We start from the raw sequence: 20,415 nt of genomic DNA on the forward strand, positions 1-20,415 counted from the left end.
CTGTTCCGGCCGCCGACGACATGACCGCCGACGACGCGAAGGCACCTGCGGAGGTGAGCGGCACGAGGGCGCTGCCGGTCGGTGACCACGCCCTGCTCGTCGAGGTCTCCTCGGGCGCGGCGGCCCAGGCCCTGCACGCCGAACTGCTGCGCCGCCGCGCCGAGGGCTCGCTCTCGGTCGCGGAGATCGTCCCCGCGGCGCGCTCGGTCCTCCTGGACGGTCTGGAAGACCCCCGGCGGCTGGCGGAGCAGCTCCCCCGGTGGGAGATCCCGCCGCACGCCGCGCGCGCGGAGGAGGCGATCGAGATCCCCGTACGGTACGACGGTCCCGATCTGGCGGATGTCGCGGCTCTGTGGGGGGTGCCCGAGCACGAGGTGCCCGCGATCCACGCGGCGGCCGAGTTCCGTGTCGCCTTCTGCGGGTTCGCGCCCGGCTTCGGCTATCTCACGGGGCTGCCGACCCGGTACGACGTGCCGCGCCGGGCGACTCCGCGGACGGCGGTTCCGGCGGGTTCCGTGGCGCTCGCGGGCCCGTACACGGGCGTCTACCCGCGCTCCTCGCCGGGTGGCTGGCAGCTGATCGGCACGACGGACGCGGTGCTGTGGGACCACGCGCGCGTGCCGGCCGCGCTGCTCGCCCCGGGGGCGCGCGTCCGATTCGTACCGGTGGGGTGCTCATGACCGACCGGGCCCTGGCCGTCGTGCGCGCCGGGGCCCTGACCACCGTCCAGGACCGGGGCCGCCCCGGCCACGCCCACCTCGGCGTACCCCGCTCCGGCGCGCTGGACGCGCCCGCTGCGGCGCTGGCCAACCGGCTCGTCGGCAACCCTGTCGAGGCGGCCGTACTGGAGACGACGCTCAACGGATGTGCCCTGCGTCCGCGTTCGGTGGTCACCGTGGCCGTCACGGGCGCGCCCTGCCCGGTCACGGTGAACGGCCGTCCGGCGCCCTGGGGAGCGCCCGTGCGTGTCCCCGCCGGAGCACTGCTGGACATCGGCCCGGCCCGCGCGGGGGTACGCGGTTACGTGGCCGTCGCCGGCGGAGTGGCCGTGGATCCGGTCCTCGGCAGCCGCTCCACGGACCTCCTCTCGGGGCTCGGTCCGCCGCCGCTCACGGACGGCACGGTGCTGCCTCTGGGACGCCCCGACGGCGTGCACACGCGCGTGGACGTGGTTCCGCATCCGGGTCCGCCCTCGGAGCTGGTCCTGCGGGTGATACCGGGCCCGCGCGACGACTGGTTCACGGCCTCGGCCCTGCGGACCCTGGCGACGGGCACCTACCGGGTGTCCTCCGCGAGCAACCGCATAGGGCTGCGTACGGAAGGGCCCTCACTGGAGAGGGCTGTTTCCGGCGAACTCCCCAGTGAGGGCATGGTGCTGGGCGCCGTGCAGGTGCCGCCCGACGGCAGACCGGTCCTCTTCCTCGCCGACCATCCGACCACCGGGGGGTACCCGGTGATCGCGGTGGTCCGTGGCGCCGACCTCCCGGCGGCCGCTCAGGCGGTCCCGGGCACGCCGGTGCGCTTCATGGTCGTACGCCGCCGCTGACGGACTCCGGCCCACCGCTTCGAACCGTCATGCCGCGTCCGGCTGTTCCGCCGCCGACAGGGCTGCCAGCGCGGACGCCACGGCGTGCGAGGCGCTGAGGTCGAGCCGGGCGCTGGTGCCGCGCGCCCGGTGGCGCACCTCGGCGGCGGCCAGGGTGAGCAGTTGCGGCAGCAGGTCGGTGCACCGCCGGGCCACCCACCCCGTCCCCGCGGTGGCCAGCCACCACAGACTGGCCGACCGTGTGGGCGCGGGGAACTCCGGCTCGGCCGAGGGGGTGTCCCCGGTGGCGATGCCCTCCTGTTCGAGCAACGCGTGGAAACGCAGGGCGAGTTGTCGGTGCCCCCGCTCCCCCGGGTGCAGCCGGTCCGCGCTCCACATCGCGCGGTCCGTCAGCCAGGCGCCCTCCGCCGCGTGCAGATGCACGGCTCCATGGCGCTCGGACAGTGCGTGCACGACCGTGTTGACGGCCCGCTGCCGCCGGGCCAGGGGCCGGGCCAGCACCCCCGGCAGCCCGAGCATCGCGCCGGGATCCGGCAGGCAGGCGGTCAGCAGGACGGCGTCCTGGGCCCGGAACGCCGCGTACACCCGGTCGAGCCGCGCGGCCACGGCGTGGATGTCGAAGGTGCAGCGAAGGGTGTCGTTCACACCGATCACGACGGACACCACGTCCGGACCCAGGGCCAGCGCCGCCGGGGTCTGCCGTTCCAGGACGTCGCGCGTCTGGGCCCCGCTCACCGCGAGGTTGGTGAACTCCACGGACGTGTCCTGGCCGTCGGACAGCCCGTCGACGAGCAGCGCGGCCCAGCCTCGCCAGGCCTCGCCGACGGGGTCGCCGACGCCCTCGGTCAGCGAGTCACCGAGGGCGACGAACCGAAGGGGTGTCATCCGACGCCCTCCTGGAGGCGGGGCCGGGACTCGACCACCGCGTCGTGCGCGGCGAGGAACGCCTCCACGGCGGTGCCCCAGCCGAAACACTCCGCACGCGCGCGTGCGGCTTCCCTGCGCGCGGCCTCGGGGCGTCCCAGGAGCAGGCGTACCGCGTCCGCGAAGGAGTCCCCGCTGTCCGCGGCGGTGGCCCCGGCGGACCCGACCACCTCCGGCAGCGCCGACACCGCGCTGGCCACCACGGGCGTACCGCAGGCCATCGCCTCCAGGGCGGCCAGCCCGAACGTCTCGGCGGGCCCCGGTGCCAGGCACACGTCGGCGGAGGCCTGCAACGCGCCGAGCAGCGCGCGGTCGGCGACATGCCCGAGGAAGGTGACGGGCAGCCGCCGCTCCCGGGCCCGCTGTTCGAGCCTGGCCCGCAGCGGCCCGTCCCCGGCGACGACGAGCACGGCACGCTCGCCGCGCCGCAGCAGCGCCTCCAGCGCGTCGAGCGCCGTACCGGGCCGCTTCTCGACGGACAGCCGGGAGCACATCACGAGCAGCACCTCGTCCGCGCGCGCGTACCGCTCGCGCACCCCGAGATCGCGCAGCCCGGGGTGCCGGCCCACCAGGTCGACGCCCAGTGGGGCCCGTACGACATTGCGGGCCCCGATGCGGACGAACTCGCGCTCCGCGAACTCCGTGGTGCACACGACCCGCGCGTAGGTGTGCGCCGTACGGATGTTGAGGGCGTCGGCGGCCTTGCGGGCCATCCCCTCGGAGAGCCCCCAGGTCCGCAGCACGCCGTCGGCGGTCTCGTGGGAGACCATGACCGCGGGCACCCGTGCGCGCCGCGCCCAGACCCCGGTCCAGCGCAGGGTGGTCCGGTCGGAGACTTCGAGGCGGTCGGGCGCGAGCGACTCCAGGAGGCCGGCGACCCGCCGCTTGTCCGTGAGTACGCGATAGCCGCCGGTTCCGGGCAGCAGTGGACCGGGCAGCGTGATGACCCGCCCCTGCTCGGTCTCGCGGTCGGTGGCACGCTCGCCGGGGACGATGAGCACGGGCTCGTGTCCGGCGGCCAGGTAGCCGCTGCCGAGCTCCCGCAGGGCGGTGCGCAGACCGCCCGACGCGGGGGCGACGAAGTTGGCCAACCGTACGATGCGCAGGCTCATGCCGCCACCACCGTCCGCGCGGAGAGCACGTCGGCGTAGTGGTCGATGAGCTGGTCGCCGACCGCCGCCCAGGTGCGGCCCTCGACGGTGGCCCGCCCGGCGGCGCCGTACGCCGCCCGGAGGGCCGGATCGACGGCGAGCGCCCACACCGCGTCGCGTACGGCGTCCCCGTCGCGGGGCGGCACCAGCAGCCCCGTACGGCCGTGTGCGACCAGGTCCAGCGGCCCGCCCGCAGCGGGTGCGACGACCGGTACGCCGCTGGCCATGGCCTCCTGGACCGTCTGGCAGAAGGTCTCGAAGGGGCCGGTGTGCGCGAAGACGTCCAGGGAGGCGAAGATCCGGGCGAGTTCGTCGCCGGTGCGACGCCCGAGGAAGACGGCGCCGGGAAGCGCCTCGCGCAGGGTCGTCTCGCTGGGCCCGTCGCCCACGATCACGACGCGTACGCCTTCCAGGCCGCAGGCTCCGGCGAGCAGTTCGACCTGCTTCTCGGGGGCGAGCCGGCCGACGTAGCCGACGATCAGCTCACCGTTCGGCGCCAGTTCACGCCTGAGGGCCTCGTCCCGGTGCTCGGGGCGGAAGCGGACGGTGTCCACGCCGCGCGGCCACAGCCGCACCCGGGGCACACCGTGTGCCTCCAGGTCGTGCAGGGCCGCGCTGGACGGGGCGAGCGTCCGGTCGGCGGCGGCGTGGACGGAGCGTATGCGCCGCCAGGCTGTGGCTTCGCCCGCGCCCACGTACGTACGGGCGTATCCGGCGAGGTCGGTCTGGTAGACGGCGACGGCGGGGACGCCGAGCCGGGCGGCGGCCGCCATGCCGCGGACGCCGAGGATGAAGGGGCTGGCCAGGTGGACGATGTCGGCGCGGTGTTCGGTGATCGCGGCGGCGACGCGTCGGCTGGGGAGGGCGACGCGGACCTGGGGGTAGCCGGGGAGCGGTAGGGAGGGGACACGGACGACGGGGCACGGCGCGAGGGCGTCGGGCCCGTGCCCGGCCGCCGTGGCCGGGGCGACGACGAGGGGAGCGTGACCGCGATCGACGAGGTGCCGGGCGGTCTGGAGCGCGCAGTGGGCCACGCCGTTCACATCGGGGGGAAAGGATTCGGTCACGATGACGACACGCATACCCGTGTTGTCGCCGTGCTGGACGTGGCCGCGTCAACGTGGATCTTTCCTGCCGTGGAACGCCCCGTGAGCGTTGTACTGCACGCTTTTCCAGGTCAGCGCGCGGCCACATCCTCCTGACCCGCGAGTCACTTCGTGTTCATACCGCGGGTGCGTCGGGCCCGATCCGGCTGCGTACGGCTGTCTGTACTTCCGCTTCTTCGGCCGGATCCGATGCCAGCCGCCGCAACTGATCGACCACGCGCGCGTCACCGGTTTCGGCGTGTCGAGCGGCCACCTCACGGGTCGACTCCTCGCAGTCCCACAGGCACTCGACGGCGAAGCCGGCGGGGAAGGAGGGGTCGGTGGCGGCGAGGGCGCGGGCGGCTCGCCCGCGCAGATGGGACGACGCCGTCTCCCGGTAGACATGGCGCAGTACGGGTGCGGCGCAGACGATGCCGAGGCGTCCGGCTCCGTCGACGAGGGTCCACAGCGTCGGTGCGTCGGGGCCTTCGCCGCGTACGGCCTCACGCAGGGCGCCCAGCACCAGTTCGCTGTCCTTGGTGCCGCCCCGGCAGGCGAGCATCCGTCCCGCGGCGGCGCCGAGGGCGTCGGGCCGCTCGGCCCACCGTCGGGCCCGGTCGACGGCGGCGACACTGCGCATACGTTCGAACGCGTCGACGGCGGCCTCCCCGACGGTCGCCGTGCCGCCGGTCGCGGCGGCCTCGATCAGATCGAGAGCGTCCGGATCGTTGCTTTCGGCGAGGTAGCGCAAGGCGGTGCAGCGGGCTCCGTCGCCCCCGTCCCGGGCGGCCTGGAAAATCTCGGGCCGGTCCTCGGGGCCCGCGACGGCGGTAAGGCAGCGCGCGGCCGGCACATGGAGTGCGGCTCCGCGGTCGAGGCCCTGCTGGGCCCACTCGAACACGGCTCGCACGCTCCACCCCGGCCGTGGTCCGGTGGGGCGCAGTTGCCGTTGCCATCGGTCGAAGGAGCCCTGCTCCTGGGCGGCCCGCACACGCGCGGCGATGGATTCGCGGGAGTCGTCCGCCCACAGCCGCCAGGGCCGGGGCTCGAAGGCGTCGCGCACCTGGGCGACGAGCGCGGCCTCGCCCTCCGGATCGGCCGGGAAGCGGGCGAGGACGGGCACGGCGAGGGCACGCAGACCCGCGTCGTCGTCGCGCAGGGCCAGCTCGTCCAGGGCCCAGGCCCAGTTGGTGCCCGAGGCGGCGTACCTGCGCAGCAGTTCCAGGGCGTCCCGCCTGCCGTACGAGGCGAGGTGGCCGAGGACCGCGAGGGCGAGCCCCGTGCGTGACTCGCAGTCGTCGAGGATGTCCTCGGCGTCGAAGAGGTGCCACTCGATCTCGTCGAGCTCACCGCTCAGATCGAGGTAGAGACGGGCGTAGTACAGGGAGCGGTTCTCCACCTGCCAGTCGTGGCGGGGGTCGCGCAGCACACAGTGGTTCAGTGCCGCGAGCGCTTCGGCGCGCGGTGCGGTGAGCGCGTGCAGCGTACCGTCGCCGCGGCCCCTCTGGAGCAGGCCGAGCAGCGTACCGCTGGGCGCTATGACCGGATCGAACATGGGAAACAGCCTCACATCAAGCGTCGACGCAACCGGGATCCTGCATTACCTGGCCGCGTGACAACACGTCGGAGCGCCCGCCGTTTCTTGCTTGCTGTAGACCATCTTCCTCTGCCTCTCGTCGGTGGCCCATACGGGCCGCGTCACGGCCCGCGCGGTGCGGCAACACCTGCCCAGCCATCGCGTCCGTGAATCACGACGTCATGATGACTCGGCAGTTCTTCTTGCCGCGACCGTATTTCCGGCGGCCCCGTACCGCCTCCCCCGTTTTCGGTGTTGTAGCTGGTCAGCGCGGACGGATCAGCGCGCGCCGAACAATTCGAGGAGTTCGGTCTTGCCGAACATCCGGGCGGTGTCGACGGCCGAGGGGGTGCCCGCGGCCGGGTCGGCGCCGCCGTCCAGAAGCGCGCGGATGACCGCCGCCTCGCCCTTGAAGACGGCCCCCGCGAGGGGGGTCTGGCCGCGGTCGTTGATCCGGTCGGCCTCGGCGCCGCGCTCCAGCAGGGCGCTCACCGCCTCGGCGTGGCCGTGGTAGGCGGCGAGCATCACCAGCGAGTCACCGCGGTCGTTGGTGAGGTTGGCCGGAACACCCGCGTCGACGTACGCCACGAGCGCCTCGGTCTCCCCTCGGCGCGCCAGATCGAAGATCTTGGTCGCCAGCTCCACGACTTCGGGGTCGGGGGCTTCACTCATCGGCCGGACCACCTCTCACAAGGAAAACGACAGCTACGTCATGGGGACTGCGGGAGCGTACGACAGCGGGTGGGCTGTCATGCGCAGGTCCGTACGGCGGCGATGTGTGCGGCCGTACGGGTGATTCGCCAGCGTACTGGCTCCGACGGCACATGACCGGCGCCCACCGAGGCAAAGATCACCACAAGCCGCACAAGAGCCGACAGAGAGCAACAGACCTGCTCAGGGTGGCCGGAACGGCTCCGCCGACTGGATGAAATCGGCCGAAATTCACTCAGTTGCACCTTTTATCGTATGGATACATCCTGTGATCCTGGAAGTACTCATGGTGACTGTCCCCACGAACCAGGAGAGCACAAATGATTCTGTCCATCTCAGGCGTCGTCCTGCTCGGCATCATCGTCTTCCTCTTCTTCCGCAAGGACGGACTCAAGGCGTCGCACGCCATGGTGTCCTCGCTCTTCGGTTTCTACCTCGCCAGCACGGCCATCGCGCCGAGCATCAAGGCAGGCGGGGAGAGCCTGGCGAGCCTCCTCGGCGGGATCAAGTTCTGACGTCCCTGCCCATCGCACGCACCTTCAGGAGACAGCAGTGGCCCGGCGCCCTCTCCCCCGCATCCTCAGCAACGGCAGCGCACAGATCGCCCGAAGCCGGGAGCTGGCCCGAACGGCAGCCGACAGCGCCACCGACGTCCTCCATCCACTGATCACGGTCACCCGTGGACTGCGCCGGCTGGCAGCCGCGGGCGGGCGCAAGTGGGCCGCCACCCCCAAGGACCGGCGCGGGCCGCTGCTGTTCCTGGTGGCCTCGGTGATCCTGGTCGTGGCGCTGGTGCCGTACGGACCGCTGCTCGCCGCCATCACCCTGATGGCGGCGGCAGCGTGGACGGGCCGTCAGCCGGTCTCGTCGGAGCCCACGGGCCCCGACGAAGCACAGATCCAACGACTCCAGTCGTTGTACGACGCCCTCGTCCCGTACTTCTCCGTGGCCGAGGACCCGGCCCCTCTGTACGCCCACGGCGGCGACTGGGAGAAGGCCTTCCCCACGCACGACTTCGACGACGACGGGCGCGTGTCCCGGCTACTCATCCGCTACCCGGCTTACTTCACGGACGGCGAGGCGGAGTCCCGGGCCCGGATCGAGCAACTTCTGCACGCCAAGTCGGGCCGCGGTCGCGAGTACCACTTCGACTGGGACGAGGAGGGCAACGAGCTCACCGTCACCGTCCTCCCGCCGCTCCCCACCGACATCGCCGCCCAGAGATTCGTCACCTCACCCGGCGAGACGGTCCTTGGCTTCACCGACCCGGCCGACGTCCAGCGCACCCTCCCCCTCACCTACGGTGAGGAACAGCGCGACGTTCCCCCGGTCGTCTGGCGCACCGGCATCCGCTCCACCGAGCCGCATCTGCTGATCGCCGGCGATCCAGGCAGCGGCACGACCACACTCGTGCGTTCCATCGCACTCCAGGCCCTTCAGTACGGCGATGTCGTCATCGTCGAGGGCGGCGGCACCGGCGAGTACGCGTGCCTGACCGGCCGGGCCGGCGTCCTCGCCGTCGAGTCCGGCCTCGCCGGGGCGCTCGCGAGTCTGGAGTGGGCCGCGAACGAGACGGAGCGGCGGCTGATCTCCGCCAACCGTGCGCGGCAGGCGGGGCACCCCGCCCCCGACGACACCAAGAACCCCCTGTGGATCCTGCTCGACCGGCCGAGCGCGCTCGGCCACTTCGCCGCCGCCGACGGCCGCAACGATCCCCAGGCACTCCTTCAGGTCCCGCTCCGGCACGGGCGCGCGGCGGGCGTCACGGTCGTCATCGCCGAGCAGTTCGAGGATCTCGAGGCGCTCAGCGAGGCCGTGCAGCAGCACACCCGCGCGCGCGTGGTCCTCGGTCCGGCGTCTGCGGTCCAGCTGGAAGCCGTCCTCGGCGCGCCGCCGCACACCACTCCTACGAGGGACGTACCGCCCGGCCGCGGGTACGCCCGACTGGGCGCGGGTTCCGTCCTGCGCCTCCAGGTTCCGGCTACGCCGGACCCCTACGACGACGCCACCAGCGAGACCCATCGACGCGCCGTCCTCGACCTGCTGCCGGAACGCACGACTCCGGCGGAGGCGGACCCGATCCCTGCGGAGGCCGCGGTGGCGGAGGGCTGAGCGGGCCGCTAGGCCACGAACGTGCGGGGCGCTTCGTTGCCCCCGGTCGCGCCCGTTTTCACCAAGTGCGCCGCCGCGGCCAACCGGAGCGCCGCCTCCTCGGCCACCGCACCCCCCACGGTGAACGGCAGCCGCACATACCCTTCGAAGGCGCCGTCGACCCCGAACCGCGGCCCGGAGGGCACCCGTACCCCCACCCGTTCGCCCGCCTCGGCGATCCGCGAGCCGGACAGCCCGCCGGTGCGCACCCACAGCGTCAGCCCGCCCCGCGGAACGACGAACTCCCAGTCGGGCAGCTCACGGCGCACGGCGGCGACGAGCGCGTCCCGGTTCTCCCGGGCCTGCGCACGCCGGATCTCCACGGCCCGCTCCCATCCCCCGGTGCTGAACAGCCAGTTCACGGCCAACTGCTCCAGCACCGGCGTTCCGAGGTCGGCGTACGCGCGCGCGGCGACGAGACTGCGGATCACATCGGGGGCCGCACGGACCCACCCGATCCGCATCCCCGCCCAGAACGCCTTGCTGGCCGACCCCACGGTGATGACCGTGGACCCGGAGGGGTCGAAGCCGCACACGGGGCGAGGCATCGACAGCCCCTCCTCCAAATACAGCTCGCTCATCGTTTCGTCGACCACCAGTACGGTCCCCGCCGACCGCGCCGCGTCCACCAGGCGGCGCCGCTGGTCCTCGTCCGCGAGGGCTCCCGTCGGGTTGTGGAAGTCGGCGACGACGTACGCGAGCCGGGGTGCGGCGTCGCGCAGGACCTGGCGCCAACGCTCCACGTCCCATCCGGCGAGCCCCTCGGCCATCGCGACGGGGACGAGCCGGGCACCCGCCACCCGCATCAGCTGGAGGATGTTGGCGTAGGAGGGGGACTCGACGGCGATGCGTTCGCCGCGCCCGGCGAAGAGATGACAGATGGCGTCGATGGCGCCCATCGCGCCGGTCGTCACCATGATCTGCTCGGGCATGGTCGGAATGCCGCGCGCGGTGTACCCCTCGGCGATCATCGCGCGCAGCGCGGGCAGCCCCGCCGGATAGTCGCCGTGCGTGTGCGCGTACGGTGGCAGCTCCTCCAGCGCGCCCTGCACGGCACGGGTGAGCCAGGGCTCCGGGGCGGGGAGTGACGCGCAGCCGAGGTCGATCATGGAGCCGAGGGCCTCGGGCGGCAGCGGTTCGAGGCCGCGCGCGGGCAGCGGGTTCCCGGCGGGGACGGCGGTCCAACTGCCCGCTCCCCTGCGGGACTCCAGGAACCCTTCGCCGCGCAGCGCCTCGTAGGCCGCGGCGACCGTCGTACGGCTGACGGAGAGGGACAGCGCGAGCTCCCGCTCGGCCGGCAGCCGCGCGGCGACCGGAAGGCGGCCTTCGAGGACGAGCAGCCGGATGCCGTCGGCGAGTGCGCGATAGGCGGGCGGACGGCGGGTGCCGGGCCCCGCGGGGCGCTCCTGCTGGGAGTTGAGCAGCCGGGCGAGCTGCGCGGCACCCATCGCCGAAGTCCACTGCGTCATGATTCCCAGTCCACCTTCCTCGGATTGGCCTTGGATGGCGCCTTCCTTCAGGCCACAGAATGTCACGAGCCAGGCCACCATCACCACCATGGCTCATCACACGTCATCACGGGTCATCACCACAGGGGGCACCTCTTGTCCACACACGCCGACTCCCCGCACCGGGAACGCAAGGGATCCGGGCGACGGCTTCCGCGTCGCCTCGTCCAGCTGTACGTGGGCCTCGCGCTGTACGGCGCGAGTTCGGCCCTGCTGGTGGAGTCGGGCCTCGGCCTGGAGCCCTGGAACGTGCTGCACCAGGGGCTCGCCGAACTGACCGGTCTGACGATCGGCGTGGTGTCGATCTTCGTGGGCGCGGCGGTGCTGCTCCTGTGGATCCCGCTGCGCCAGCGCCCGGGCCTCGGCACGGTCTCCAACGTGTTCGTGGTCGGTATCGCCATGGACGGCACCCTCGCCCTGGTGCCGGACGCCCACACCCTGGCCGTACGGATTCCGCTGCTCGTGTCGGGCATCGTGCTGAACGGCGTGGCGACGGGCCTCTACATCTCGGCCAGCTTCGGTCCTGGTCCCCGTGACGGTCTGATGACGGGCCTGCACCGGCGTACGGGGCGCTCGGTACGGCTGGTGCGCACGGTCCTTGAGGTGGCGGTCGTCGCGACCGGATTCGCGCTCGGCGGCACGGTCGGCATCGGCACGGTGCTGTACGCCGTGGCGATCGGGCCGCTCGCCCAGCTCTTCCTGCGCGTGTTCGCCGTCCGCCCGGCACCGGGCGGCAGCACCGTCGTTGCCGCCGGTCAACCGGAACGAGCGATACTTCCAGGGTGAGCCCGCGCATACGCCACCCGTACCTCGACCACCCCGGCCCGATCCCCTTCGCCCACCGGGGCGGCGCGGCGGACGGCCTGGAGAACACCGTCGCCCAGTTCCGCCGCGCGGTGGAAACGGGCTACCGCTACATCGAGACGGATGTGCACGCGACGTCGGACGGCAAGCTCGTCGCCTTCCACGACGTGACCCTGGACCGGGTGACGGACGGCGCGGGCCGGATCGCGGACCTCCCCTGGGAGGACGTGCGCCACGCGCGCGTGGCGGGCAAGGAACCGGTCCCCCTCTTCGAGGAGCTCCTCGAAACCTTCCCCGACGTCCGCTGGAACGTCGACGTCAAGGCCGAGCCCGCCCTCCACCCCCTGCTGAACCTCATCGGCCGCCTCGACGCCTGGGACCGCGTCTGCGTCGGCTCGTTCTCCGAGGCGCGGGTCTTCCGCGCCCAGCGTCTGGCCGGACCTCGTCTGGCGACCTCGTACGGCACCAAGGGTGTCCTGGGGCTGCGGCTGCGCTCGTACGGCATCCCGGCCGCGCTGCGCGACTCGGCGATCGCCGCCCAGGTACCCGAGTCCCAGTCGGGCGTGCCGGTGGTCGACCGGCGCTTCGTGCGCGCCGCCCACGCGCGCGGCCTGCAGGTCCACGTGTGGACGGTCAACGAACCCGATCGGATGCACCGGCTCCTGGACCTGGGTGTCGATGGCATCATGACCGATCACATCGACACGCTGCGCAGGGTCCTGGAGGACCGGGGCACCTGGGTCTGAGCCCTCTCGCGCGGTCCGTTCAGTGGGAAGCGAGGGGCACGGGTGGGCACCGAGACCGTGCGGGCACAGGCGACCGACGAGGTCACCGAACGGCGGCGCGAGCAGCGCGGCTGGTACTTCTACGACTGGGCGTGCTCCGTCTACTCGACGAGCGTGCTCACCGTGTTCCTGGGCCCCTATCTCACGTCCGTCGCCAAGCACGCGGCGGACGCGGACGGCTTCGTCCATCCGCTGGGCATCCCGGTCCGCGCCGGCTCCTTCTTCGCCTACGCGGTCTCGGCGTCCGTCATTGTGTCGATCTTCGTGATGCCGATGGCGGGCGCGGCCGCCGACCGCACCGGCCGCAAGAAGCCCCTGCTCGCGCTCTGCGCCTATCTCGGCGCCACGGCCACCACGGGCATGTTCTTCCTGGACGGCGACCGCTATCTGCTCGGTGGTCTGCTGCTGATCGTCGCCAATGCCTCGGTGGCCGTGTCGATGGTGCTCTACAACTCCTACCTGCCCCAGATCGCCCCGCCCGAGGAGCGTGACGCGGTCTCGTCCCGCGGCTGGGCCTTCGGCTACGCGGCGGGCTCGCTCATGCTGGTCGTGAACCTGGTCCTGTACTCGGCCCACGACTCCTTCGGTGTCTCCGAGTCGACGGCCGTCCGCATCTGTCTGGCCTCGGCGGGTGTCTGGTGGGGGGCCTTCACCCTCGTGCCGCTGAAGCGGCTGCGGGACCGGCCCACGGCATCCGCGGGTCAGGCGTCGGGACACGGGTGGCGGCAGCTGGCGGCCACCGTTCGCGACATGCGGGGAAAACCGCTCACCCTCGCCTTCCTGTTCGCCTACCTCGTCTACAACGACGGCATCCAGACGGTCATCTCGCAGGCATCGGTGTACGGGTCGGAGGAGCTGGGTCTGAGCCAGTCCACCCTGATCGTCGCCGTGCTGCTGGTGCAGGTGCTCGCGGTCGGGGGCGCCCTGGGGATGGGACGGCTCGCACGGACGTACGGCGCGAAGCGCACGATCCTCGGCTCGCTCGTCGCCTGGACCGTGACGCTGGGCGCCGGCTACTTCCTGCCGGCGGGCGCGCCCGTCTGGTTCTTCGTCCTGGCCGCCGGGATCGGTCTGGTCCTGGGCGGCAGTCAGGCACTCTCGCGCTCGTTGTTCTCCCATCTGGTTCCGAGCGGGAAGGAGGCCGAGTACTTCTCCGCGTACGAGATGAGCGACCGGGGGATGAGCTGGCTCGGCCCGCTTCTGTTCGGTTTGACCTACCAGCTGACGGGAAGTTATCGGGACGCGATCATCTCGCTCGTGGCCTTCTTCGTCATCGGATTCGTGCTGCTGGCGAGGGTTCCGGTGCGGCAGGCCGTGCACGACGCGGGTAATCCCGTACCGGACAGGATTTAGCACCTGAGGCCAAAGGCCGGTAGTGTACGCGTTTGGCCTGCCAGGCGTACCGTTACTGCGCGTCAAAGATACTGAAGCGTTGGGTGACATCTGCTGCCAGATGTGACAAACCGGGCGCCGGTGGGTACAACAAGGGGCGGCTACGACGGCGACGCATGACCCGGAACGGGAATCTTTACCGCCGACCGGACGTTGACCGGATGACGACGACAGCGACACCTGTCCTGTGGGCGACAAGCCCGGGAGGCACGATTCATGAGTGAGCGAGCTCTTCGCGGCACGCGCCTCGTGGTGACCAGCTACGAGACGGACCGCGGCATCGACCTGGCCCCGCGCCAGGCCGTGGAGTACGCATGCGAGAAGGGACATCGGTTTGAGATGCCCTTCTCGGTCGAGGCGGAGATTCCGCCGGAGTGGGAGTGCAAGGTCTGCGGGGCCCAGGCACTCCTGGTGGACGGCGACGGCCCTGAGGAAAAGAAGGCCAAGCCCGCGCGTACGCATTGGGACATGCTGATGGAGCGGCGCACCCGAGAGGAGCTCGAAGAGGTCCTCGAGGAGCGCCTGGCCGTTCTGCGCTCCGGCGCGATGAACATCGCGGTGCATCCGCGGGACAGCCGCAAGTCCGCGTAACCCCTCCGGGGGCTGGGCGGCATACCACGCACTCAGCCGCGAGCGCCGTACGAAAGTCGTACGGGGCCCGCGGCTCTGTGCGTTGTGCGCGTGGCGGTGGATACGGACCGGCGCAGGCCATCGCGCCCCTTCAGGGGCGCGGGGAACTGCGCGACCAGCCCCCGCTCACCCGCACCCGATCACCCAGCCGCGGCCGAGGTCGGCGTCAGCGATTCAGCGGCGGACGCGGGCCCGGGTCCGGGTCCGCCGTCGGGTTCTCTTCCCTGATGACCTCGCCCTGGACGACCTTGCCGTCGGGGCGATGGATGCGGGCCTGCTGGAAGGCGTCACCGACGCTGCCCGGCGAGGCCTCGCGGATCTTGCGGTCGATGGTGCGCTCGGCGTAACGGCTCAGGGCCTTCTGGACCGGCGGGATCAGCAGGAGCAGGCCCAGTGCGTCGGAGATGAGCCCGGGGATCATCAGGAGCAGACCGCCGAGCATCATCAGCCCGTTGCCGTTGCCGCCCCCGCTCGTGGGGGCCACCCCGCTCTGCTGCTGTTGCAGCGTCTCAGTGAGGTTGCGGAAGGCACGGCGGCCGGCCCGCTTGATGACCACGGAACCGAGGACGAAACCGGCGACCAGCAGCAGGAAGACCGCGAAACCGCTCGCCGCGCCCGCGACCACGGTCAGGAGCCAGATCTCCAGCACCAGCCAGACGGCGATGCCGAGCGGCAGGTAGGTGCGCAGCCGGGATCGCCGCGGCCGCGCGGGGTATGTGGGAGTCGGTGCGCCAGTCGTCATGCACCCAGTGTGCCTGGGCACAGCTCAGTACGGGATAAGCGGATGATCAGCCGTAGCTGTGGGGTGAAGTGAAGGCGAAGTGCGAGTGGGGGGCGGACCCACCCGGGCCGCCCCCACTCCACAAGGTGCTCCTACGGCGTGCGCTTTCGGCCGGTGATCCGGCCGACCCGCTCCCCCACGCCCCACGTGGTGACCCGCCACAGCGCCTCCACGAGGATGTCGCGGCTCATCTTGGAGTCGCCGAGCTCGCGCTCGACGAAGGTGATGGGCACCTCGACGACGTGGAAACCGGACTTGACCGCGCGCCGGGCCAGGTCCACCTGAAAGCAGTACCCCTGGGACGCGACTTCACCGAGTCCGAGACCTTCGAGGGTCTCGCGGCGGAAGGCGCGGAAGCCTCCGGTGACGTCCCGGATCGGCACGTCGAGCATGAGCCGGGAGTACATGCTGCCGCCACGCGAGATGAACTCGCGGGACTTGGGCCAGTTCACGACCCGCCCGCCCGGCACCCAGCGCGACCCCAGCACGAGGTCGGCGCCCTTGAGCGCGGTCAGCAGCCGAGGCAGTTCCTCGGGCTGGTGCGAGCCGTCCGCGTCCATCTCCACGAGGACGCCGTAGCCGTGCTCCATGCCCCAGGCGAAACCCGCGAGATACGCGGCGCCCAGGCCTTCCTTGCCCTTGCGGTGCAGCACCTGGACATGGTCGTCCTCGGCGGCCAGCTCGTCGGCGAGCTTGCCCGTGCCGTCCGGGCTGTTGTCGTCCGCCACGAGAACGTGTGCATCGGGCACCGAGGCTCGTACCCGGCCGACGATCTTCTTGATGTTCTCCGCCTCGTTGTAGGTCGGGATGATCACCAAGGCCGTGCCGAGCGGGCCGAACTGCCTCCCCTTGGCTCCTGCCGCGAGGGTCCCGTCGCCGTCGTTCACTACTGCCCCTTCATGTCCGTACGCAGGGGTCCACCATAGTGGCCGCAGCCTGCACTGACGCTTCGGCGCGTTAGTACGGGGGTGTCGATTCGGCAAGAGCCGGGTAAGAGAGAGCCCGCCGCGCCGGAGCACCGTACTGCGGATCGGGGCCCGGCGCCCTTCGGGCCGACCTGGGACCCGCTGGCTGCGGGTCGACCGAAAGCCGTTGTCTACTGGACGTCCGGGCCCCACCCGGGTCACACCCTTCCGACAGGCATGAACGTTCCCTCGCCGTCGCACTGGCGCTGAGCCTGGCTCCCAGTGGTGGTGCGCCGGTGCGGCACACCGCCCCTGACCCAGCGGCGCTCCGGCGACTGCGTGGAAGTTCTCCGGTCGGACGTCCGGTGGTGGACGCGGCCGAACCTACCGGCCCCCCGAGGCCAGCTGTCAACACTCGTCTGACCTGCTGGTTTTCCCTCAATTGCCTGGTCAGCGCGGAGGATGCGCAGGTCGCGCGACGGGGCGGCGGCGGACGATCGCCGCAGCGCCACCCCGGGAGATCACTCGCCCGGCCGTACGAAGACCGTCCGCCCGCCGACGACCGTGCGCAGGCACACCGGCAGGTCGCCGCCGGGGCTCAGATCGGGCAGTCCGGGAGTACCCGAACGAGGGTCGGTCGACCAGCGGGCGACCCTGTCGTCGGGGGCCTGCACGACCAGTTCCTCGGTGCGCCACACGGCGTAGTCGGCGGGCGCGCCCGGCACCAGGACTCCCGCGTCGTCCCGTCCGATCGCCCGCCACCCGCCGCGCGTATGCGCCGTGAACCCGGCGCGCACGGAGACCCGGTGCTCCGGGGTGCGGTGGAACGCGGCGGCGCGCACGGTGCCCCACGGGTCGAGGGGGGTGACGGGGCTGTCGGAACCGAAGGCCAGCGGCACGCCGGTGCGCAGCAGGGCCGCGAACGGGTTGAGGGCGCGGGCCCGCTCGGCGCCCAGGCGCTGGGCGTACATGCCGTCCTCGCCGCCCCACAGCGCGTCGAAGGCGGGCTGCACGGAGGCGGTGAGGCCGAGCTCGGCGAAGCCGGCGATGGTCTGCGGGGTGAGCATCTCGGCATGCTCGACGCGGTGCCGGGCGGCGCGCACACGGGCCAGGCCGACCTTCTCGGCGGCTGCGCGGACTCCCTCGACCACGGCGGTCACGGCGGCGTCCCCGATGGCGTGGAAGCCCGCCTGGAGGCCCACCTCGGTGCAGGCGACCACATGCGCGCAGACGGCGGCGGCGTCCAGGTAGGCGGTGCCGGTGTGGTCGGCGTCGGCGTACGGCTGGTGCAGACAGGCGGTGTACGAACCCAGGGACCCGTCGACGAAGAGGTCGCCCGCGGCGCCGATCGCGCCCAGCGCCCGGGCCTTTTCGACATCCTGTTCGGCCCAGTAGCCGACGACCCGGGGGCCGGCTTCCTCGGCGGCGAGGCGCAGCAGTCCGGTGAAGTCGTCCTCGGAGGAGATCTCCGGGCCCGCGCACTCGTGCACGGATCCGATACCGAGCGAGGCGGCGTGGGCGAGCGCGGCGCGCTGGGCCTCGGTGCGCTGGGCCGGCGTGACGGCGCCGAGCGCGGCGGCGCGCACGGCGTGGTGGGCGTCCCGGGTCAGGGGGCCGTCGGCGGCGTACCCCGCTCGTGCGGTGACCCCCGGGACCAGGTCCAGGAGCGCGGTGGTGACCACGGCGGAGTGCACGTCGATGCGGGAGAGGTAGAGCGGGCGGCCGCCTGCCGCCTCGTCGAGTTCGGCGCGCGTCGGGGGGCGGCCGCCGGGCCAGCGGGCCGCGTCCCAGCCGTGGCCGAGCAGCACCCGGTCCGCGGGGCGGGCGGCGGCGAACTCGCGTACGAGGGCGAGGGCGGCGTCCAGGGAGGGGGCGTCGGACAGGTCGAGGCCGGTGAGCGCGAGCCCGGTGGAGGTGGTGTGGACGTGGGCGTCGGTGAACGCCGGGGTGACCAGTGCGCCTTCCAGATCCACTACCTCGGCGACCCCGTCGGCGAAGGCGTCGGCCGCGCCTTCCGAGCCGACCCAGGCGATCTGTCCGCGTTCGACGACCATCGCGGTGGCGAAGGGATCGGCGGGACTGTGGACTTCTCCACCGCGCAACAGCACGGTGTCCGACGTGGCGGTGCTCTCACTCATGGGGAACAGTCTCGCGCCTGTCGGTGTCCGGTCGGTCCCCGGGTGGGTCAGATGCGGGGCGGGCGCGCCTCGTACGGCGTCGACAGCACCACGGTCGTGCGGGTCGACACGCCTGCCAGGCTGCGCAGGCGGGCGAGGAGCTCCTCCAGTTCGTGCGGGGTCGAGACCCGTACCTTCAGGATGTAGTTCTCGTCGCCCGCGACGCTGTGGCAGGCCTCGATCTCGGGCACGTCCGCGAGGCGTTCCGCGATGTCGTCGGGGGCGCTGGGGTCGAATGGTTTCACCGAGATGAACGCGGTCATGGGCAGCCCGACGGCCTCGGGGTCCACGACCGCGGCATAGCCGCGGATGACACCGCGCTGTTCGAGCCGGCGCACCCGCTGGTGCACGGCGGACGTGGACAGGCCCGTGGCCTTGCCCAGGTCGGTGTAACTCATCCGCCCGTCTGCGACGAGCAGCTGCACGATCTGTCGGTCCAGCTCCTCCATGACGCAAGAACCTACAGGGCCCTTGATCTCGTCGGATACCTCAGCGGCGCAGGTCATACCCGCTTTGTGATGTGGCAGAGTGCTGACTGTGAACCGCCTGGTGGACAAATCCACCGCGCCGGGCACCTGCGGGCGGCATGTGACGAACGACACAGTGCCGCAACCGGGTCCGTGATGTTCTCGTGATTACCGCAGAGACGGGACGGGAAATGCTTGCTGTGGTCGAGGCCGCAGCGCCTTGTCGGCCCACCCGAGGGGGAGAATCCCATGCAGAGTCTTAAGCGCCCTGGTCGTCCCGCATCCAGGCGGCCCAAGCTGGTCGTCGAACCCGAGCCGGAGGGCGTCGAACCCGACGCCGTCGACGGTGAGGAGTTCGACGCCTACGACACCTTCGAGATGTACCGGGTGATCTGCCCGGACTGCGCCCAGCCCATCGCGCTCCTCGCGGACGAGGAGCGCCTGCCCGAGCACGCGCTGTGCGCCTCGCCGTGGAACCCGTTCGGGCTGACGGTCTGCGCCGGCACGGGCCGTGCGGCGGGCGACGCCCGTCCCGCCGACGAGTCGGTGGAGCCTCAGGAGCAGGACACCGCCCTGCTGTTGACGCTCCCTCAGGGACTCGACTGGCGGACGCAGCCGTTCTCGCACGTCGGCGGCCCGGCCTCGCGCCCGATGCGGGTCCCCGAGATGCGCCGTCAGGCCGCCTGACCGGCCCTCGCGTTCAGCGACCGGCCGCCGGTCCCTCCCAGTAACTGCCCTGCACCATGGCTCGCAGGCTGCCGTGGTGCAGGATCAGTGTGTCCGGGTCCGGCGGTACGGCGACCTCGCCGAAGTACGCCTGGCGGTAGGCGACGCGCAGCATGACGATCGCGTGCCGCAGTGCCGCGTACAGCGTGTAAAAGTCCATGTCCCGGGGTGTGTGGCCGGTGAGTTCGGCGTAGCGCCGCTCGACGCGGTCACGGCGCAGGAAGTCGGGCAGTCCGCGCTGGCCGAAGCTCTCCGTCAGGTCCTGGAAGAAGCGGTGCAGGTAGACCGTCCAGCCGAGGTCGACCTCGCGCGGGGCCAGGGCCGCCATCTCCCAGTCGAGGACGGCCGCGGGTGCGAACCCGTCGTAGACGACGTTCCCGATGCGCGCGTCGCCCCAGTTGAGCACCGCCTCGCCCTCGTCGCGCGGCCACAGCTCGTCGAGCCGGTCGAAGGCGCCCTCTATCAGGGGTGAGCGTGACAGTCCGTCAATCACCCATGCGTAGTAGGCGCGTTGGGCCTCGACATGGCGACGGAGGGGACTGCCCGCGCCCGGGAGGGTCAGGAAGCCGGCTTCCGGCGGGGGGACCTGGTCGTGCAGCCGGGCGAGGAGACCCACCGAGGCCGCCTCCAACCGTTCGCGTTCCTGGTCGCTCGCCGCGTGCAGCCAGTTCCCCTCGTACGTGTAGGGCATGACGTCCGGCGGCACGCGCCCCTCGACCCGTTCCATGACGAAGAACGGCGCGCCGAGCGGGCCGGGGTCCTCCTCCAGCCACAGCACCCGCGGTACGGGGAGATCGGTGCGCTCGGCGACCAGTCTCATCGTGCGGTACTGGCGGGGCATGTCGTAGACGGGGAAGACGGTGTACGCGGCCGGGTCCGCCGCCAGCCTCAACGCGCAGGCGGACAGCGGAGGTTCGGGGTGCTCGATGTCGAAGAGCAGGGTCTCGCTGGACATGCCGTTGGACTCGGGGACGGTGATGCCGGCCGCCTTGGCGCCCGGGAGGCGGGCGGTGAGCCAGGCGGTCAGCCGACGGCCCAGTTCCTCCGGGTCACGGGTGGTCGTGCGCGGGCGCGGTGCCATGGCCATCTCATTCCC

Annotated in this window: 20 protein-coding genes; 9 read left to right on the plus strand and 11 right to left on the minus strand. The window is 72.1% G+C overall.

Going from position 1 to position 20,415, the window contains the following annotated elements; translation table 11 throughout:
- Positions 1 to 20 precede the first annotated feature (20 nt).
- Positions 21 to 680, plus strand: a complete 660-nt coding sequence (gene pxpB, locus ACFZDJ_RS20320) for a 5-oxoprolinase subunit PxpB (protein WP_390936752.1) — start codon at positions 21 to 23, stop codon at positions 678 to 680.
- Complete coding sequence (locus ACFZDJ_RS20325; protein WP_391060636.1) at positions 677 to 1,546, plus strand: 5-oxoprolinase/urea amidolyase family protein; 870 nt, start codon at positions 677 to 679, stop codon at positions 1,544 to 1,546. Before pxpB ends, ACFZDJ_RS20325 begins: the two co-directional genes overlap by 4 nt.
- 27 nt (positions 1,547 to 1,573) lie before the next feature.
- On the opposite strand, the gene ACFZDJ_RS20330 is transcribed toward ACFZDJ_RS20325, so the two are convergent.
- From ACFZDJ_RS20330 to ACFZDJ_RS20350, 5 genes are all read right to left on the minus strand, one after another.
- The gene (locus ACFZDJ_RS20330; protein ID WP_391060638.1) at positions 1,574 to 2,431 is read right to left on the minus strand and encodes a GDSL-type esterase/lipase family protein; all 858 of its coding nucleotides are present in this window, start codon (positions 2,429 to 2,431) and stop codon (positions 1,574 to 1,576) included.
- Entirely contained in the window at positions 2,428 to 3,582 is a 1,155-nt protein-coding gene (locus ACFZDJ_RS20335; RefSeq protein WP_384918051.1) for a glycosyltransferase, read from the minus strand. Before ACFZDJ_RS20335 ends, ACFZDJ_RS20330 begins: the two co-directional genes overlap by 4 nt.
- Positions 3,579 to 4,703 carry a glycosyltransferase family 4 protein gene (locus ACFZDJ_RS20340; RefSeq protein ID WP_385369981.1) on the minus strand — a complete coding sequence of 375 codons (1,125 nt, stop codon included), beginning with the start codon at positions 4,701 to 4,703 and terminating at the stop codon, positions 3,579 to 3,581. The genes ACFZDJ_RS20335 and ACFZDJ_RS20340 overlap by 4 nt, the downstream gene beginning before the upstream one ends.
- A gap of 139 nt (positions 4,704 to 4,842) precedes the next feature.
- A complete protein-coding gene (locus ACFZDJ_RS20345) occupies positions 4,843 to 6,261 on the minus strand; it encodes a HEAT repeat domain-containing protein (RefSeq protein ID WP_391060641.1) in 1,419 nt (472 codons plus the stop codon).
- A gap of 300 nt (positions 6,262 to 6,561) precedes the next feature.
- The gene (locus ACFZDJ_RS20350) at positions 6,562 to 6,954 is read right to left on the minus strand and encodes an ankyrin repeat domain-containing protein (protein WP_168507170.1); all 393 of its coding nucleotides are present in this window, start codon (positions 6,952 to 6,954) and stop codon (positions 6,562 to 6,564) included.
- Positions 6,955 to 7,313: 359 nt separating this feature from the next.
- On the opposite strand from ACFZDJ_RS20350, the gene ACFZDJ_RS20355 reads away from it, so the two are divergent.
- Entirely contained in the window at positions 7,314 to 7,508 is a 195-nt protein-coding gene (locus ACFZDJ_RS20355) for a hypothetical protein (RefSeq protein ID WP_054236250.1), read from the plus strand.
- A 37-nt stretch (positions 7,509 to 7,545) separates the two neighbouring features.
- Positions 7,546 to 9,105: a hypothetical protein gene (locus tag ACFZDJ_RS20360; RefSeq protein WP_391060643.1), complete on the plus strand. Its 1,560-nt coding sequence runs from the start codon at positions 7,546 to 7,548 to the stop codon at positions 9,103 to 9,105.
- 8 nt (positions 9,106 to 9,113) lie between these two features.
- Here ACFZDJ_RS20360 and ACFZDJ_RS20365 read toward each other — a convergent pair whose 3' ends face one another.
- The gene (locus ACFZDJ_RS20365; protein WP_390936572.1) at positions 9,114 to 10,613 is read right to left on the minus strand and encodes an aminotransferase class I/II-fold pyridoxal phosphate-dependent enzyme; all 1,500 of its coding nucleotides are present in this window, start codon (positions 10,611 to 10,613) and stop codon (positions 9,114 to 9,116) included.
- Between the two features lie 135 nt (positions 10,614 to 10,748).
- Between ACFZDJ_RS20365 and ACFZDJ_RS20370 the strand changes: the two genes are divergently transcribed.
- From ACFZDJ_RS20370 to ACFZDJ_RS20385, 4 genes are all read left to right on the plus strand, one after another.
- Complete coding sequence (locus ACFZDJ_RS20370) at positions 10,749 to 11,438, plus strand: YitT family protein (protein ID WP_390936574.1); 690 nt, start codon at positions 10,749 to 10,751, stop codon at positions 11,436 to 11,438.
- Complete coding sequence (locus ACFZDJ_RS20375) at positions 11,435 to 12,202, plus strand: glycerophosphodiester phosphodiesterase family protein (protein WP_390936576.1); 768 nt, start codon at positions 11,435 to 11,437, stop codon at positions 12,200 to 12,202. Before ACFZDJ_RS20370 ends, ACFZDJ_RS20375 begins: the two co-directional genes overlap by 4 nt.
- A gap of 42 nt (positions 12,203 to 12,244) precedes the next feature.
- Positions 12,245 to 13,594, plus strand: coding sequence for an MFS transporter (locus ACFZDJ_RS20380; protein WP_390936578.1), 1,350 nt, complete (start codon positions 12,245 to 12,247; stop codon positions 13,592 to 13,594).
- A gap of 255 nt (positions 13,595 to 13,849) precedes the next feature.
- Positions 13,850 to 14,224: an RNA polymerase-binding protein RbpA gene (locus ACFZDJ_RS20385; RefSeq protein ID WP_003977404.1), complete on the plus strand. Its 375-nt coding sequence runs from the start codon at positions 13,850 to 13,852 to the stop codon at positions 14,222 to 14,224.
- 205 nt (positions 14,225 to 14,429) lie between these two features.
- On the opposite strand, the gene fxsA is transcribed toward ACFZDJ_RS20385, so the two are convergent.
- The 4 genes from fxsA to ACFZDJ_RS20405 form a co-directional block, all read right to left on the minus strand.
- Positions 14,430 to 15,005, minus strand: a complete 576-nt coding sequence (fxsA, locus tag ACFZDJ_RS20390) for an FxsA family membrane protein (protein WP_384918029.1) — start codon at positions 15,003 to 15,005, stop codon at positions 14,430 to 14,432.
- 131 nt (positions 15,006 to 15,136) lie between these two features.
- Entirely contained in the window at positions 15,137 to 15,931 is a 795-nt protein-coding gene (locus tag ACFZDJ_RS20395) for a polyprenol monophosphomannose synthase (protein WP_168507182.1), read from the minus strand.
- Between the two features lie 539 nt (positions 15,932 to 16,470).
- On the minus strand, positions 16,471 to 18,087 hold the full coding sequence (locus tag ACFZDJ_RS20400; RefSeq protein WP_391060645.1) for an amidohydrolase family protein: 1,617 nt from the start codon (positions 18,085 to 18,087) through the stop codon (positions 16,471 to 16,473).
- A 47-nt stretch (positions 18,088 to 18,134) separates the two neighbouring features.
- Positions 18,135 to 18,575 carry an Lrp/AsnC ligand binding domain-containing protein gene (locus ACFZDJ_RS20405; RefSeq protein WP_390936583.1) on the minus strand — a complete coding sequence of 147 codons (441 nt, stop codon included), beginning with the start codon at positions 18,573 to 18,575 and terminating at the stop codon, positions 18,135 to 18,137.
- Between the two features lie 267 nt (positions 18,576 to 18,842).
- On the opposite strand from ACFZDJ_RS20405, the gene ACFZDJ_RS20410 reads away from it, so the two are divergent.
- Positions 18,843 to 19,280, plus strand: coding sequence for a hypothetical protein (locus tag ACFZDJ_RS20410; protein ID WP_385369962.1), 438 nt, complete (start codon positions 18,843 to 18,845; stop codon positions 19,278 to 19,280).
- Positions 19,281 to 19,293: 13 nt separating this feature from the next.
- Here the strand turns inward: ACFZDJ_RS20410 and ACFZDJ_RS20415 are convergent, their stop codons facing one another.
- Positions 19,294 to 20,406, minus strand: coding sequence for a phosphotransferase (locus ACFZDJ_RS20415; RefSeq protein ID WP_390936585.1), 1,113 nt, complete (start codon positions 20,404 to 20,406; stop codon positions 19,294 to 19,296).
- Positions 20,407 to 20,415 lie beyond the last annotated feature (9 nt).

Origin of the sequence: Streptomyces sp. NPDC007896 (assembly GCF_042959425.1) — a bacterium.
Taxonomy (GTDB): Bacteria; Actinomycetota; Actinomycetes; order Streptomycetales; family Streptomycetaceae; genus Streptomyces.

Excerpts from the sequence above, each read along its gene's own strand:
- ACFZDJ_RS20340 (WP_385369981.1), bottom strand. The coding sequence starts at position 4,703 with ATGCGTGTCGTCATCGTGACCGAATCCTTTCCCCCCGATGTGAACGGC.
- ACFZDJ_RS20335 (WP_384918051.1), bottom strand. The coding sequence starts at position 3,582 with ATGAGCCTGCGCATCGTACGGTTGGCCAACTTCGTCGCCCCCGCGTCG.
- ACFZDJ_RS20415 (WP_390936585.1), bottom strand. The coding sequence starts at position 20,406 with ATGGCCATGGCACCGCGCCCGCGCACGACCACCCGTGACCCGGAGGAA.
- ACFZDJ_RS20365 (WP_390936572.1), bottom strand. The coding sequence starts at position 10,613 with ATGACGCAGTGGACTTCGGCGATGGGTGCCGCGCAGCTCGCCCGGCTG.
- fxsA (WP_384918029.1), bottom strand. The coding sequence starts at position 15,005 with ATGACGACTGGCGCACCGACTCCCACATACCCCGCGCGGCCGCGGCGA.
- ACFZDJ_RS20355 (WP_054236250.1), top strand. The coding sequence starts at position 7,314 with ATGATTCTGTCCATCTCAGGCGTCGTCCTGCTCGGCATCATCGTCTTC.
- pxpB (WP_390936752.1), top strand. The coding sequence starts at position 21 with ATGACCGCCGACGACGCGAAGGCACCTGCGGAGGTGAGCGGCACGAGG.
- ACFZDJ_RS20400 (WP_391060645.1), bottom strand. The coding sequence starts at position 18,087 with ATGAGTGAGAGCACCGCCACGTCGGACACCGTGCTGTTGCGCGGTGGA.
- ACFZDJ_RS20345 (WP_391060641.1), bottom strand. The coding sequence starts at position 6,261 with ATGTTCGATCCGGTCATAGCGCCCAGCGGTACGCTGCTCGGCCTGCTC.
- ACFZDJ_RS20325 (WP_391060636.1), top strand. The coding sequence starts at position 677 with ATGACCGACCGGGCCCTGGCCGTCGTGCGCGCCGGGGCCCTGACCACC.
- ACFZDJ_RS20405 (WP_390936583.1), bottom strand. The coding sequence starts at position 18,575 with ATGGAGGAGCTGGACCGACAGATCGTGCAGCTGCTCGTCGCAGACGGG.
- ACFZDJ_RS20350 (WP_168507170.1), bottom strand. The coding sequence starts at position 6,954 with ATGAGTGAAGCCCCCGACCCCGAAGTCGTGGAGCTGGCGACCAAGATC.
- ACFZDJ_RS20410 (WP_385369962.1), top strand. The coding sequence starts at position 18,843 with ATGCAGAGTCTTAAGCGCCCTGGTCGTCCCGCATCCAGGCGGCCCAAG.
- ACFZDJ_RS20385 (WP_003977404.1), top strand. The coding sequence starts at position 13,850 with ATGAGTGAGCGAGCTCTTCGCGGCACGCGCCTCGTGGTGACCAGCTAC.
- ACFZDJ_RS20330 (WP_391060638.1), bottom strand. The coding sequence starts at position 2,431 with ATGACACCCCTTCGGTTCGTCGCCCTCGGTGACTCGCTGACCGAGGGC.